The organism is Citrobacter sp. CK188 (assembly GCF_030333525.1).
GTDB classification, from domain to species: Bacteria; Pseudomonadota; Gammaproteobacteria; order Enterobacterales; family Enterobacteriaceae; genus Citrobacter_B; species Citrobacter_B koseri.
In genome coordinates, this window is sequence record NZ_JAOWFU010000029.1 from 895197 (window position 1) to 910151 (window position 14955).

Annotated in this window: 14 protein-coding genes; 8 read left to right on the forward strand and 6 right to left on the reverse strand. The window is 51.4% G+C overall.

Annotated features, from left to right (window positions below; translation table 11 throughout):
• Positions 1 to 125: 125 nt before the first annotated feature.
• Positions 126 to 2801, reverse strand: coding sequence for a bifunctional acetaldehyde-CoA/alcohol dehydrogenase (gene adhE, locus OGV67_RS09700; RefSeq protein ID WP_286465456.1), 2676 nt, complete (start codon positions 2799 to 2801; stop codon positions 126 to 128).
• Between the two features lie 477 nt (positions 2802 to 3278).
• Between adhE and OGV67_RS09705 the strand changes: the two genes are divergently transcribed.
• The 6 genes from OGV67_RS09705 to oppF all read left to right on the forward strand — a co-directional run bounded on the left by OGV67_RS09705 (position 3279) and on the right by oppF (position 10322).
• On the forward strand, positions 3279 to 3926 hold the full coding sequence (locus OGV67_RS09705; protein WP_047464047.1) for a YchE family NAAT transporter: 648 nt from the start codon (positions 3279 to 3281) through the stop codon (positions 3924 to 3926).
• A 771-nt stretch (positions 3927 to 4697) separates the two neighbouring features.
• Positions 4698 to 6329: an oligopeptide ABC transporter substrate-binding protein OppA gene (oppA, locus tag OGV67_RS09710; protein ID WP_012132200.1), complete on the forward strand. Its 1632-nt coding sequence runs from the start codon at positions 4698 to 4700 to the stop codon at positions 6327 to 6329.
• Positions 6330 to 6452: 123 nt separating this feature from the next.
• Positions 6453 to 7373, forward strand: coding sequence for an oligopeptide ABC transporter permease OppB (gene oppB, locus OGV67_RS09715; protein WP_012132201.1), 921 nt, complete (start codon positions 6453 to 6455; stop codon positions 7371 to 7373).
• Between the two features lie 14 nt (positions 7374 to 7387).
• Positions 7388 to 8296 (forward strand): oligopeptide ABC transporter permease OppC, encoded by a 909-nt coding sequence (gene oppC / locus OGV67_RS09720; RefSeq protein WP_115614754.1) that lies wholly within the window; start codon positions 7388 to 7390, stop codon positions 8294 to 8296.
• A gap of 11 nt (positions 8297 to 8307) precedes the next feature.
• Positions 8308 to 9321 (forward strand): murein tripeptide/oligopeptide ABC transporter ATP-binding protein OppD, encoded by a 1014-nt coding sequence (oppD, locus tag OGV67_RS09725; protein ID WP_012132203.1) that lies wholly within the window; start codon positions 8308 to 8310, stop codon positions 9319 to 9321.
• Positions 9318 to 10322: a murein tripeptide/oligopeptide ABC transporter ATP-binding protein OppF gene (oppF, locus tag OGV67_RS09730; RefSeq protein WP_012132204.1), complete on the forward strand. Its 1005-nt coding sequence runs from the start codon at positions 9318 to 9320 to the stop codon at positions 10320 to 10322. The genes oppD and oppF overlap by 4 nt, the downstream gene beginning before the upstream one ends.
• A 64-nt stretch (positions 10323 to 10386) precedes the next feature.
• Here the strand turns inward: oppF and OGV67_RS09735 are convergent, their stop codons facing one another.
• Both OGV67_RS09735 and cls read right to left on the reverse strand, forming a co-directional pair.
• Positions 10387 to 10716, reverse strand: a complete 330-nt coding sequence (locus tag OGV67_RS09735; RefSeq protein WP_012132205.1) for an HI1450 family dsDNA-mimic protein — start codon at positions 10714 to 10716, stop codon at positions 10387 to 10389.
• A 34-nt stretch (positions 10717 to 10750) separates the two neighbouring features.
• Positions 10751 to 12211 carry a cardiolipin synthase gene (gene cls / locus OGV67_RS09740; protein WP_012132206.1) on the reverse strand — a complete coding sequence of 487 codons (1461 nt, stop codon included), beginning with the start codon at positions 12209 to 12211 and terminating at the stop codon, positions 10751 to 10753.
• A gap of 142 nt (positions 12212 to 12353) precedes the next feature.
• On the opposite strand from cls, the gene OGV67_RS09745 reads away from it, so the two are divergent.
• On the forward strand, positions 12354 to 12527 hold the full coding sequence (locus tag OGV67_RS09745) for a YciY family protein (RefSeq protein ID WP_012132207.1): 174 nt from the start codon (positions 12354 to 12356) through the stop codon (positions 12525 to 12527).
• 50 nt (positions 12528 to 12577) lie between these two features.
• Here OGV67_RS09745 and OGV67_RS09750 read toward each other — a convergent pair whose 3' ends face one another.
• Complete coding sequence (locus tag OGV67_RS09750) at positions 12578 to 12874, reverse strand: YciI family protein (RefSeq protein ID WP_012132208.1); 297 nt, start codon at positions 12872 to 12874, stop codon at positions 12578 to 12580.
• A 224-nt stretch (positions 12875 to 13098) separates the two neighbouring features.
• Between OGV67_RS09750 and tonB the strand changes: the two genes are divergently transcribed.
• On the forward strand, positions 13099 to 13815 hold the full coding sequence (gene tonB / locus OGV67_RS09755; RefSeq protein ID WP_115615336.1) for a TonB system transport protein TonB: 717 nt from the start codon (positions 13099 to 13101) through the stop codon (positions 13813 to 13815).
• Between the two features lie 57 nt (positions 13816 to 13872).
• Here tonB and yciA read toward each other — a convergent pair whose 3' ends face one another.
• On the reverse strand, positions 13873 to 14274 hold the full coding sequence (gene yciA, locus OGV67_RS09760; RefSeq protein WP_012132210.1) for an acyl-CoA thioester hydrolase YciA: 402 nt from the start codon (positions 14272 to 14274) through the stop codon (positions 13873 to 13875).
• Between the two features lie 131 nt (positions 14275 to 14405).
• Complete coding sequence (locus OGV67_RS09765; RefSeq protein WP_012132211.1) at positions 14406 to 14945, reverse strand: septation protein A; 540 nt, start codon at positions 14943 to 14945, stop codon at positions 14406 to 14408.
• Positions 14946 to 14955: the final 10 nt, after the last annotated feature.

Below are 14955 nucleotides of genomic sequence, written 5' to 3' on the forward strand. Positions count from 1 at the left end.
CCATCCGGCGATCCCTACAACGTTACGCAGAACCTGTAGGCCTGATAAGGCGCTTGTGCCGCCATCAGGCAAAAAAAAGCCCCCGAAGACGGGGGCTTTTTCAGAATGTCGCCTGGGCTAACGAATTAAGCAGATTTCTTCGCTTTCTTGTCAGCTTTCGGTGCGGCAGCTTCTTTCTTCGCAGCAACTTCACCTTCAGTGAATTCACGGCCGTAGTAGGTATCCAGCAGAATCTGTTTCAGCTCGGAGATCAGCGGGTAACGCGGGTTAGCGCCGGTGCACTGGTCATCGAATGCATCTTCAGACAGCTTGTCTACATGAGCCAGGAAGTCAGCTTCCTGCACGCCAGCTTCACGGATAGACTTAGGAATACCCAGTTCCGCTTTCACGCTGTCCAGCCATGCCAGCAGTTTCTCGATCTTAGCGGCAGTACGGTCGCCCGGTGCGCTCAGACCCAGATGGTCGGCGATTTCTGCATAGCGACGGCGAGCCTGCGGACGGTCATACTGGCTGAACGCAGTCTGCTTGGTCGGGTTGTCGTTCGCGTTGTAACGGATAACGTTACAAATCAGCAGGGCGTTTGCCAGACCGTGCGGAATGTGGAACTGAGAACCCAGTTTATGCGCCATAGAGTGGCACACACCCAGGAAGGCGTTCGCAAACGCGATACCGGCGATAGTCGCTGCACTGTGAACGCGTTCACGCGCTACCGGGTTTTTAGACCCTTCGTGGTAGGACGCTGGCAGGTTTTCTTTCAGCAGTTTCAGTGCTTGCAAAGCCTGACCGTCAGAGAACTCAGATGCCAGTACGGAAACGTAGGCTTCCAGAGCGTGAGTGACCGCATCCAGACCACCGAAAGCACACAGAGACTTCGGCATGTCCATAACCAGGTTCGCATCGACAATCGCCATATCCGGCGTCAGCGCATAGTCTGCCAGCGGATATTTCTGACCGGTCGCATCGTCGGTAACAACAGCAAACGGCGTTACTTCAGAACCGGTACCGGAAGTGGTAGTGATTGCGACCATTTTCGCTTTCACGCCCATTTTCGGGAACTTGTAGATACGTTTACGGATGTCCATAAAGCGCAGCGCCAGTTCTTCGAAGTGGGTTTCAGGATGTTCGTACATGACCCACATGATTTTCGCCGCATCCATCGGGGAGCCGCCGCCCAGCGCGATGATCACGTCTGGTTTGAAGGAGTTCGCCAGCTCTGCGCCTTTACGAACGATAGTCAGCGTCGGGTCAGCTTCAACTTCAAAGAAGACTTCAGTTTCAACGCCAGCCGCTTTCAGCACGGAGGTGATCTGGTCAGCATAGCCATTGTTGAACAGGAAACGGTCGGTCACGATGAGCGCACGTTTGTGGCCATCAGTAATCACTTCATCCAGCGCGATTGGCAGAGAGCCACGGCGGAAGTAGATAGATTTCGGAAGTTTGTGCCACAACATGTTTTCAGCTCGCTTAGCAACGGTTTTCTTGTTGATCAGGTGTTTCGGACCAACGTTTTCAGAGATGGAGTTACCACCCCAGGAACCACAACCCAGAGTCAGGGAAGGTGCGAGTTTGAAGTTATACAGGTCGCCGATACCACCCTGAGAAGCCGGGGTGTTAATCAGGATACGCGCGGTTTTCATCATCTGACCGAAGTAAGCAACGCGTTCTGGCTGGTTGTCCTGGTCGGTGTACAGACAGGAGGTATGACCGATACCGCCCATTGCAACCAGTTTTTCTGCTTTATCAACAGCGTCTTCGAAGTCTTTAGCGCGATACATTGCCAGCGTCGGAGACAGCTTTTCGTGAGCGAACGGTTCGCTATCATCAACAGCCGTTACTTCGCCGATCAGAATCTTAGTGGTTTCTGGTACGGTGAAGCCAGCCAGTTCAGCAATTTTATATGCCGGTTGACCAACGATAGCCGCGTTCAGCGCGCCATTTTTCAGGATAACGTCCTGAACGGCTTTCAGCTCTTTGCCTTGCAGCAGGTAGCCGCCGTGGCTGGCGAAACGTTCGCGAACTGCGTCATAAACGGAGTCAACAACAACAACGGACTGTTCAGATGCACAGATTACGCCGTTATCGAAGGTTTTGGACATCAGTACGGAAGCCACAGCACGTTTGATATCTGCTGTTTCGTCGATAACAACCGGCGTGTTACCTGCACCAACGCCGATAGCCGGTTTACCAGAGCTGTATGCAGCTTTAACCATGCCCGGACCGCCTGTCGCCAGGATCAGGTTGATATCAGGGTGGTGCATCAGCGCGTTAGACAGTTCAACGGAAGGTTGATCGATCCAGCCAATCAGGTCTTTCGGCGCGCCCGCAGCGATAGCCGCCTGCAAAACGATGTCAGCCGCTTTGTTCGTTGCATCTTTGGCACGCGGATGCGGAGAGAAGATGATTGCGTTACGCGTCTTCAGGCTAATCAGAGACTTAAAGATCGCAGTAGACGTCGGGTTAGTGGTCGGTACGATACCGCAGATGATACCAATCGGTTCAGCAATGGTGATAGTTCCGAAGGTATCGTCTTCAGACAACACACCACAGGTTTTTTCATCTTTATAGGCGTTATAGATGTATTCGGAGGCGAAGTGGTTTTTAATCACTTTATCTTCGATGATACCCATGCCGGATTCGGCAACGGCCATCTTAGCGAGGGGAATTCGAGCATCTGCGGCAGCCAGAGCGGCGGCGCGGAAGATTTTGTCAACCTGTTCTTGAGTGAAACTGGCATATTCACGCTGGGCTTTTTTCACACGCTCTACGAGTGCGTTAAGTTCAGCGACATTAGTAACAGCCATAATGCTCTCCTGATAATGTTAAACTTTTTTAGTAAATCATCTGCTCGATACGAGAGTATAGACAGATTGACGAAAGTTTGTATAACAGTCTGAAAATCAAACGGTTACTTAACGTCCATTTCGCTCTGATTTACTAAAAGAGCTTAAGCGATAGCGTTATCTAACTCTAACGCGTTACCTCCAGGTGGCGTAAGCAAGGTTACTCACTTCTGAGTAGTAATTGCGTGATCCAGATCAAATTTAAGCAAAGCTGACACCTTTCAGCAGCCCATTTAAGCCATTTCCGCCAAGTGTTAATAAATAGTGGTGATGAATAGAGGTGAAGTTAGCATAATCTACACATATTTATAACACCGAGAAATAGTCGTAATTTCAAGCAGTCAGGAGGTGAAATATGCTGACAAAAGGCGTATCTTCAGCGCGTTTTTCACCATTTTTATCGACATCATTTATCCGGCCAACGTTTCGGAGCTAACCGTGACCCAAACGCTTTTTGATTTTCCTGTTTATTCCAAGTTTTTCATAGGGTTATTTGCGCTGGTAAACCCGGTAGGGATTATCCCCGTCTTTATCAGCATGACCAGCTACCAGACGGCAGCGGCGCGCAACAAAACAAATCTCACGGCAAACCTGTCGGTAGCCATCATTTTGTGGATTTCGCTCTTTCTCGGAGATGGCATTTTGCAACTCTTCGGCATTTCGATCGATTCGTTCAGAATTGCCGGTGGGATTCTGGTGGTGACGATCGCGATGTCGATGATCAGCGGGAAGCTGGGTGAAGATAAGCAAAACAAACAGGAAAAATCAGAGACCGCCATTCGCGAAAGTATTGGCGTGGTTCCGCTGGCCTTACCATTAATGGCAGGGCCGGGGGCCATTAGTTCGACGATTGTGTGGGGAACGCGTTACCACACCATTATGCATTTAATCGGCTTCTCTGTGGCCATCGCTCTGTTTGCGTTCTGTTGTTGGGGGGTGTTCCGCATGGCGCCCTGGCTGGTGCGGTTATTGGGGCAAACGGGCATCAACGTCATTACGCGTATTATGGGCTTGTTGCTGATGGCATTGGGCATTGAATTCATTGTTACGGGGATTAAAGCGATTTTCCCCGGTTTACTGAGTTAACGATCCTGACCGATAAAACGGAGCCGCTTCAGGCTCCGTTTCTTTTTCATTATCAGTAAATCTTCTCACTAAAGTTGAAATTCAGCGTTGAAATAATAAAAGATGCTGATAATGTTTATGCCTCTTTGTTATTGATTCTATTATAAATTATTCTAATAACACTCACGCCTGCCGTTATGTCGCCTGTTATTTTCTTAACATCATACTCTGGGGCTTGATGAAGGATTATCGAAATGTTATTAGTTATTTCAACGCTCTCTCAGATGAATGTGCTAAATAATAACCAATTGTTAAATTTATGTGCATTTTGGCCTGGCGGCAGCAACAGAACGAGGTCAGATTGCGGGTGAGTAGTTAACATATTGACTGGGCAAATAATTTTTCCTAAACGTCTCTTTTGGAGATGTCTTTCTGGTCAAAAATTTTTCCGTAAAAGAGAATTAGTTAACAAATCTGTAAAATGTATTGGCGGTTAAGAAACGCATTTGGTACTTTCCGGCCAGATATTTTGCAGAAGATTTTGCGGTGATGAGAATTATTTTCAATAATCTTCTTGCACCAGACAGAATAAATGTCCGTCTCTGACAGGGGAGGCGGATACGGAATCGACGTAAGGCGATCGTACGAATCGTCAGAATAAATAAAGTCGGTGATAGCAAAGCAGTAAACGACCTGGCAGCAGCAAAATCTCCAGTGCTGTACAGGACCCTAACGGGATTAAACAGGCTGGTTAAGAAAACCAGTAATTATAATGAGTGGAGTACAAACACAATGTCCAACATCACAAAAAAAAGTTTGCTGGCGGCGGGGATTTTAACTGCGCTAATCGGCGGGAATGTCGCAATGGCCGCAGATGTCCCGGCGGGTGTTCAGCTGTCTGACAAGCAGACGCTGGTTCGCAATAATGGTTCTGAAGTTCAGTCTCTCGACCCACATAAAATTGAGGGTGTCCCGGAGTCAAACGTCAGCCGCGACCTGTTTGAAGGTTTACTGATCAGCGATGTTGAAGGCCACCCGTCACCGGGCGTCGCTGAAAAGTGGGAAAATAAAGATTTTAAAGTCTGGACATTCCATCTGCGTAAAAACGCAAAATGGTCAGACGGCACGCCTGTTACCGCGCACGATTTTGTATATAGCTGGCAGCGCCTGGCGAATCCGAACACCGCATCACCGTATGCCAGCTATTTGCAATACGGGCACATCGCGAATATCGATGACATTATTGCGGGCAAAAAACCGGCGACCGATCTCGGCGTAAAAGCCATCGACGATAATACGTTCGAAGTGACGCTGAGCGAACCGGTGCCTTATTTCTACAAACTGTTGGTTCACCCGTCCGTTTCTCCGGTTCCTAAAGCGGCTGTGGAAAAATTTGGCGAGAAATGGACCCAACCTGCGAATATCGTGACCAACGGCGCGTATAAACTCAAAAACTGGGTCGTCAACGAGCGGATTGTTCTGGAACGTAATACCCAGTACTGGGATAACGATAAAACGGTTATCAACCAGGTGACTTATCTGCCAATCTCTTCTGAAGTAACTGATGTGAACCGCTACCGCAGCGGTGAAATCGACATGACCTATAACAACATGCCGATTGAATTATTCCAGAAGCTGAAAAAAGAGATCCCAAATGAAGTGCGCGTTGACCCGTATCTGTGCACTTACTATTACGAAATTAATAACCAGAAAGCGCCGTTTAACGACGTACGCGTTCGCACCGCGCTGAAACTGGCGATGGATCGCGACATTATCGTTAATAAAGTGAAGAACCAGGGCGATTTGCCAGCCTACAGCTACACCCCTCCGTATACCGATGGCGCGAAACTGGTTGAGCCTGAGTGGTTCACATGGTCACAGGAAAAACGTAACGAAGAAGCGAAAAAACTGCTGGCGGAAGCCGGTTATACCGCCGATAAGCCGTTAACGTTTGACCTGCTGTACAACACCTCCGATCTGCATAAAAAACTGGCGATCGCGGTCGCATCAATCTGGAAGAAAAACCTGGGTGCCAACGTGAAGCTGGAAAACCAGGAGTGGAAAACCTTCCTTGATACCCGTCATCAGGGGACGTTTGATGTCGCGCGTGCGGGCTGGTGCGCAGACTACAATGAACCGACGTCCTTCCTGAACACCATGCTGTCCGACAGCTCAAACAACACCGCTCACTATAAGAGCCCGGAGTTTGACAAGCTGATTGCCGACACGCTGAAAGTGACCGACGAAGCGCAACGCACCGAGTTGTATGCCAAAGCGGAACAGCAGCTTGATAAAGATTCTGCGATTGTGCCGCTCTATTACTATGTGAACGCGCGTCTGGTGAAACCGTGGGTAGGCGGCTATACCGGTAAAGACCCGATGGATAATATCTACGTTAAGAACTTGTATATTATCAAGCATTAATGGCAAAGCGTGGGGCAAATGTGTTTTGCCCCACAGTGTCTTATTTTCATCGCACTATAAACATCTCTCTTTCAGTGCGTCTGAATGACGAGATGTAAAGGCACACGCCAGAAGGTACGGGCAATGTTAAAATTTATTTTACGTCGCTGTCTGGAAGCGATTCCGACGCTTTTTATACTTATTACGATTTCGTTCTTTATGATGCGTCTCGCACCGGGAAGTCCTTTCACCGGAGAGCGCGCATTACCGCCGGAAGTGCTGGCGAATATTGAAGCGAAATACCATCTTAATGATCCCATCATGACGCAGTACTTCAGCTATCTGAAACAACTGGCGCATGGCGATTTTGGGCCTTCGTTTAAATATAAGGACTATACGGTCAACGATCTGGTGGCATCGAGTTTCCCGGTTTCGGCGAAGCTGGGTGCAGCCGCCTTTTTCCTTGCCGTTATTATTGGCGTGAGCGCGGGCGTGATTGCGGCGCTGAAACAAAATACGCGCTGGGATTATACGGTGATGGGGGTGGCAATGACCGGGGTCGTGATTCCCAGTTTCGTGGTCGCCCCCTTATTAGTCATGATATTTGCCATCACCTTAAAATGGCTGCCCGGCGGCGGCTGGAATGGCGGGGCGCTGAAATTTATGATTCTGCCGATGGTCGCGCTGTCGCTCGCCTATATCGCCAGTATCGCCCGTATTACCCGTGGCTCCATGATTGAAGTGTTGCACTCCAATTTTATCCGTACCGCGCGCGCAAAAGGTTTGCCGATGCGCCGGATTATCTTCCGTCATGCCTTAAAACCGGCGTTGTTACCCGTACTGTCTTATATGGGCCCGGCCTTTGTCGGTATCATTACGGGTTCAATGGTTATCGAGACGATTTATGGTTTGCCGGGTATCGGGCAACTTTTCGTGAACGGGGCGCTGAACCGCGACTATTCGCTGGTGCTGAGTCTGACCATTCTCGTCGGTACGCTCACCATTCTGTTTAATGCGATTGTCGATGTGCTGTACGCCGTTATCGACCCGAAAATTCGTTACTGATACTGGAGCTCGCTATGATGTTAAGTAAGAAAAACAGCGAGACGCTGGAGAATTTCAGTGAGAAGCTGGAGGTTGAAGGGCGCAGCCTGTGGCAGGATGCTCGCCGTCGTTTTATGCATAACCGCGCGGCGGTGGCCAGCCTTATCGTTCTGGTCATTATCGCGCTGTTTGTCACACTGGCGCCGATGCTGTCGCAGTTCACCTATTTCGATACCGACTGGGGCATGATGTCCAGCGCGCCGGATATGGAGTCGGGCCACTATTTTGGTACGGACTCCTCCGGGCGCGATCTGCTGGTTCGTGTGGCGATAGGCGGGCGAATCTCGCTGATGGTCGGCATTGCTGCCGCGTTGGTGGCGGTGGTTGTCGGTACGCTGTACGGGTCGCTGTCCGGCTATCTTGGCGGCAAAATTGACTCCGTAATGATGCGTCTGCTGGAAATCCTCAACTCTTTTCCGTTTATGTTCTTCGTCATTTTGCTGGTGACCTTCTTCGGCCAAAACATCCTGCTGATTTTTGTGGCGATCGGGATGGTCTCCTGGCTGGATATGGCGCGTATCGTTCGCGGGCAGACGTTAAGCCTGAAACGCAAAGAGTTTATCGAAGCGGCGCAGGTTGGCGGGGTTTCAACGGTCAGTATTGTTGTGCGTCATATTGTGCCGAACGTGCTGGGCGTGGTGGTGGTTTATGCATCGCTGCTGGTGCCGAGCATGATCCTGTTTGAATCCTTCCTCAGCTTTCTGGGTTTAGGGACGCAGGAGCCGCTGAGCAGTTGGGGCGCATTGTTGAGCGATGGTGCGAACTCTATGGAGGTTTCACCCTGGTTGCTGCTGTTCCCGGCGGGTTTTCTCGTTGTGACCTTATTCTGTTTTAACTTTATCGGCGATGGCCTGCGTGACGCCCTCGACCCGAAAGATCGTTAAGGAGTGCAGCCATGAGCGTAATTGAAACCTCAACCGCGCCACTCGCGCAGCAACGGGCTAACGCACTGCTGGACGTGAAAGATCTTCGCGTGACGTTTAGTACACCCGACGGCGATGTGACGGCCGTAAACGACCTGAACTTTACGCTGCGTGCCGGGGAGACCTTAGGCATTGTCGGCGAGTCAGGTTCAGGCAAATCGCAAACGGCGTTTGCGTTGATGGGGCTGCTGGCGGCGAATGGCCGCATTGGTGGTTCTGCGACGTTTAACGGCCGCGAAATTCTCAACCTGCCGGAGCGTGAACTCAACAGGCTACGCGCTGAACAAATCTCAATGATTTTTCAGGACCCAATGACCTCTCTTAACCCGTATATGCGGGTTGGCGAGCAGTTAATGGAAGTGCTGATGCTGCATAAAGGTATGAGCAAGGCCGAAGCGTTTGAAGAGTCTGTCAGAATGCTGGACGCGGTGAAAATGCCGGAAGCGCGGAAACGGATGAAGATGTATCCGCATGAGTTTTCCGGCGGGATGCGCCAGCGTGTGATGATTGCGATGGCGCTGCTGTGTCGGCCGAAATTACTGATTGCGGATGAACCGACAACCGCGCTGGACGTGACCGTTCAGGCGCAGATCATGACGTTGCTTAATGAACTGAAACGCGAATTTAACACGGCGATTATCATGATTACGCACGACCTTGGCGTCGTGGCCGGTATTTGCGATAAGGTGCTGGTGATGTACGCCGGGCGTACGATGGAATACGGCAAGGCGCGCGACGTCTTTTACCAGCCTGTTCATCCGTATTCCATCGGTTTGCTCAATGCGGTTCCGCGTCTGGATGCCGAAGGGGAAACGATGCTGACCATTCCGGGCAACCCGCCGAACTTGCTGCGCTTGCCTAAAGGGTGTCCATTCCAGCCGCGTTGCCCGTATGCGATGGAGATTTGCAGTTCAACTCCACCCCTGGAGGAGTTCAGTCCGGGGCGTTTGCGCGCCTGCTTTAAACCGGTGGAGGAACTGGTATGAATGCTGTGACCCAGGAGAGAAAAGTGCTCCTCGAAATTGCCGATCTCAAAGTGCATTTCGATATCAAAGATGGCAAACAGTGGTTCTGGCAGCCGGCGAAAACCCTGAAAGCGGTCGATGGCGTTACGCTGCGATTGTATGAAGGTGAAACGCTGGGGGTGGTTGGGGAATCCGGCTGCGGTAAATCGACCTTTGCGCGAGCGATTATTGGTCTGGTGAAAGCGACCGATGGCCGCGTGGCGTGGTTAGGGAAAGATCTGCTGGGGATGAAACCTGATGAATGGCGGGACGTACGCAGCGATATTCAGATGATTTTCCAGGACCCGCTGGCGTCATTGAACCCACGCATGACCATTGGAGAAATCATCGCTGAACCATTACGCACTTATCATCCTAAATTGCCGCGTCAGGAAGTGCGCGATCGGGTGAAAGCGATGATGATGAAGGTGGGGCTGCTGCCGAATCTGATTAACCGTTACCCGCATGAGTTTTCCGGCGGCCAGTGCCAGCGTATTGGTATCGCGCGTGCTCTGATCCTGGAGCCGAAGCTGATTATTTGCGATGAGCCGGTTTCGGCGCTGGATGTGTCGATTCAGGCGCAGGTGGTGAATCTGCTGCAACAGCTACAGCGTGAAATGGGGTTATCGCTGATCTTCATCGCTCACGATCTGGCGGTGGTGAAGCATATTTCCGATCGTGTGCTGGTGATGTACCTGGGTCATGCGGTGGAGTTGGGAACCTACGATGAGGTGTATCATAATCCGCTGCATCCTTATACCAAAGCGCTGATGTCCGCCGTGCCGATTCCCGACCCCGATCTGGAAAAGAACAAGACGATTCAGTTGCTGGAAGGAGAATTACCGTCACCCATCAATCCGCCGTCGGGGTGTGTTTTCCGCACGCGTTGCCCGATTGCCGGGCCGGAGTGCGCGAAAACCCGACCGGTGCTGGAGGGCAGTTTCAGGCATGCGGTTTCCTGCCTGAAGGTGGACCCGCTATAAATTTAAGGGCTGACATGATGTCAGCCCTTTTTTTTGGCACTGGCCCGATCGCTCGACGTCTTTCTTATTCACGCCAAAGGATATGGCAAAGTTTGTGATCTTTTTCGCGGCATAACAGCACGCGGGCAAAAATATCGTTAATTTCACCGTCTTCGCTATCCGCCAGGCCAATCACGACTTCGGCAAAAAAGTCAGGGTTGAGGTCAAAATCAACGTGTTCCTGCCAGTCTTCTGACGGATCGAATAACTCCGCGCCGCCGCGCTCTTCGAACTGTAAATTGAACAGAATAATATCTGCCGGATCGAGGTTATCTGCCGCCAGTTCGAGAAAAATATCATAGGCCTGCTCAAGCGTTTCGTCTTCAGTCAGGCGATTGTTCAGATCCATTTCCATAATGACTACCCGTTTACCGTCTCTTGGGCACGTTTTACAGCAACGGACTGAAGAAGTAAAACAGTCGCTCAGTAATCCGCTGCCATAATGGCCGTTTTACCCACAGGCGGGCATCAAGCAGGCGAGAACGCGAAATATAATCATCCTGAACCGCAGCCAGATCGCCGCCGAATCCGGCGTCGTCAATCACCAGCGTGATTTCAAAATTTAACCACAGGCTGCGCATATCCAGGTTCACGGTGCCAACCAGACTCAGCTCGCCATCCACCAGCACGCTCTTGGTGTGCAACAATCCACCTTCAAACTGATAGATTTTGACTCCGGCGGCCAGCAGTTCAGTGAAAAAGGCGCGGCTGGCCCAGCCGACCAGCATGGAGTCATTTTTACGCGGCAGGATGATGCTGACATCCACGCCGCGCTGCGCCGCCGTGCAGATCGCGTGCAGTAAATCGTCGCTGGGGACGAAATAGGGCGTTGTCATGATCAGATATTCACGAGCGGAATAGGCTGCCGTCAGCAGCGCCTGGTGAATCAGATCTTCCGGGAAGCCGGGCCCTGAGGCGATAGTATGAATGGTGTGTCCGCTGGCCTGCTCAAACGGCATGATATTGACGTCTGGAGGCGGCGGCAGGATGCGTTTACCCGTTTCGATTTCCCAGTCGCAGGAGTAGACAATCCCCATCGCGGTCGCTACCGGGCCTTCCATTCTTGCCATCAGATCAACCCATTGTCCCACGCCGGCGTCCTGTTTGAAGAAACGCGGATCGACCATATTCATGCTGCCGGTATAGGCGATGTAGTTATCAATCATCACCATCTTGCGGTGCTGGCGCAAATCCATACGGCGCAGAAAGACACGCATCAGATTGACCTTCAGCGCCTCAACCACTTCAATTCCGGCGTTACGCATCATGGCCGCCCACGGGCTGCGGAAAAAGGCCACGCTCCCGGCGGAGTCCAGCATCAGACGGCAATGAATGCCGCGTCGCGCCGCCGCCATCAGCGACTCTGCAACCTGATCCGCCATGCCGCCGGGCTGCCAGATGTAGAACACCATCTCAATGTTATGGCGCGCCAGTTGAATGTCGCGGATAAGCGCCTGCATCACATCGTCAGAGTCGGTCAGCAGTTGCAGCTGATTGCCTTTAACGCCAGCGATTCCCTGGCGTCGTTCACACAGCTTAAACAGTGACGAAGCGACGCTGCTGTTCTCTTCGGCGAAAATGTGTTTACAGGCTTTGAGGTCGTTCAACCACTTAGCGGTGGACGGCCACATCGCTCTGGCGCGTTCGGCGCGGCGTTTCCCTAAATGCAGCTCACCGAATGATAAATAAGCAATAATCCCTACCAGCGGCAGAATATAGATGATTAAGAGCCAGGCCATCGCGGAGGGAACGGCGCGTCGTTTCATTAAAATACGTAACGTCACACCGGCAATAAGTATCCAGTACCCCAGAATGACCAGCCAACTCACCACTGTGTAGAAGGTTGTCATAAATTTAAAAATCCTTTTGAAAGCGTATTGTTAAGAGTTTACGCATCAGGCTTCATCTGGCAAATAAAAACACCGGAAAAGCGCTGGTCTGCTCCTGACGAGAGGGTATAATGCCTGCTCTGGCACTGTAAGAGTAGTTAACATGAAGCGTAGTAGAACGGAAGTGGGACGCTGGCGCATGCAACGTCAGGCTAGCCGCCGTAAAGCGCGTTGGCTTGAAGGACAATCGCGTCGTAATATGCGTATCCACTCAATCAGAAAATGCATTCTCAATCATCAACGTAACACGTTATTGTTTGCGATTCACAGCATCTGATACAACCAGGGCACCGTATTCGGTGCCCATGAATGCAAACCCCGCCTGATTTAAAAGACTTTTTTATACGGTTTTACAGAGACTTGCGCATACACGCCCGCAGCCACATACGGGTCTGCGTCTGCCCAGGACTGCGCTTCTTCCAGCGATTCGAATTGTGCAATCACGGTTGAGCCGGTAAACCCGGCTGCACCGGGATCGTTGCTGTCGACGGCTGGCATAGGGCCAGCGGTCAACAGTCGGCCCTCATCATGGAGCAGTTGCAGGCGCGCCAGATGGGCAGGGCGGACGGAAAGACGTTTTTCAAGAGAATCGGCGATATCCTGAGCGTAAATGACATACAGCACGGGTAGAGCTCCTTAATCGGTAAAAGTCGTTAATTACGTTATTGGAAAGGTCTTTCAACTGCAACGCAAAGATAACGACTTTGTTAAGACCGTGCATAACACAGGGACTTTTTGCGGTAATATTGCGTTTTAAATGCGGCTTACCGTGATGTCTTATTGAATATGATTGCTATTTGCATTTAAAATCGAGGCCTGGTTTTTTAACTGAAACGATTATGACTTCAATGACCCTTGATTTACCTCGTCGCTTTCCCTGGCCGACGTTACTTTCCGTTGGCATTCATGGTGCTGTAGTGGCGGGTCTGCTGTATACCTCGGTACATCAGGTTATTGAACTGCCTGCGCCCGCGCAGCCGATCTCAATCACAATGGTCGCGCCTGTCGATCTTGAGCCACCACAGGCGGTTCAGCCGCCGCCGGAACCCGTCGTCGAACCTGAGCCGGAACCGGAACCTATTCCTGAGCCGCCAAAAGAGGCGCCGGTGGTGATTGAGAAGCCGAAACCTAAGCCGAAGCCAAAACCTAAACCGGTGAAAAAGGTTCAGGAGCAGCCTAAACGTGATGTTAAGCCTGCTGAACCGCGCCCGGCCGCACCGTTTGAAAATACGGCGCCGTCACGTCCGACAACGAATACCGCAGCGGCAACCAGCAAACCGGCCGTCAGTGTTCCTGCGGGGCCTCGCGCATTGAGCCGCAACCAGCCGCAGTATCCGGCACGAGCGCAAGCGTTGCGTATTGAAGGCCGCGTGAAAGTGAAATTCGACGTCACCTCGGACGGGCGAGTGGAGAATGTTCAGGTGCTTTCCGCTCAGCCAGCGAACATGTTTGAGCGTGAAGTGAAAAACGCGATGCGCAGATGGCGCTATGAAGCAGGGAAACCGGGGTCGGGCTTAGTGGTTAATATCATCTTCCGTCTGAACGGCACCACGCAGATCGAGTAATCGCGATCCCCTTAAATCGTAGAGCGGATAAGGCGGCGTACCGCCTTATCCGGTAATTCATGCCTGAACCGGCAGCGGGCGAGGTTTACCGTCACTGTCTACCGCCACATAGATGAACAGCGCCTCGGTTGCTTTATAACGCTGACCGATTGGCTCTGACGCCACCTTTTTCACCCACACTTCAATATTAATGCTGACAGACGTTGTGCCGCGTTTAACGCAGCGGGCATAACAGCATACGACGTCGCCTACGGCGACAGGGCGCAGAAAGCTCATTCCCTCAACGCGCACGGTCACTACGCGACCATGAGCAATTTCTTTAGCCTGAATCGCGCCGCCAATATCCATTTGTGACATGAGCCAGCCGCCAAAAATATCGCCGTTAGCATTGGTATCGGCGGGCATGGCCAGCGTGCGTAAAACCAGTTCGCCCTGAGGAGCGTTATTTGTTGTTGTCATTGTAGAACCGACTGTGAAGAAAGATTTCAGGCGCGAATGCTACTATGATTTGCGCAGGGAGAACAGAGGGGAAACGTGCGCCAGGCTGGCGTGAAGGGGGATGCCAGACCAGACGGTCTGGCAAACAGAACTCAGGATTTATCTTCCTGCGGCAGATGGCGGTAAATGTAGACCCCGCTCAGAAGGGTAAAAATCAGCGTCAGCGCGGTTAAACCGAACACTTTGAAGTTGACCCAGATGTTTTGCGGCAGCCAAAACGCGATGTAGATATTGGCGAGCCCGCAGAGGATGAAAAATACGGCCCATGCCAGGTTCAGCTTAGACCAGACCGGCTGCGGCAACGTCAGTTCTTTCCCTAACATGCGTTGAATCAGCGGCTTTTTCATGACCCACTGGCTTATCAGCAGCGCACCGGCAAACAGGCCGTAAATCACCGTCACCTTCCACTTAATAAACTCATCGTTGTGGAAGAAAATGGTCAGGCCGCCGAACACGGCAACCAGAACGAAAGTGATCAACGCCATCTTTTCGACCTTGCGATAGCGAACCCAACTGTAGATCAACACAATGGCTGTTGCGACAATCAGGGCGGAGGTCGCCGCATAGATGTCGTACAGCTTATAAAAAGCAAAAAAGACAACCAGCGGTAAAAAATCAAGAAACTGCTTCATTCTTCGATTC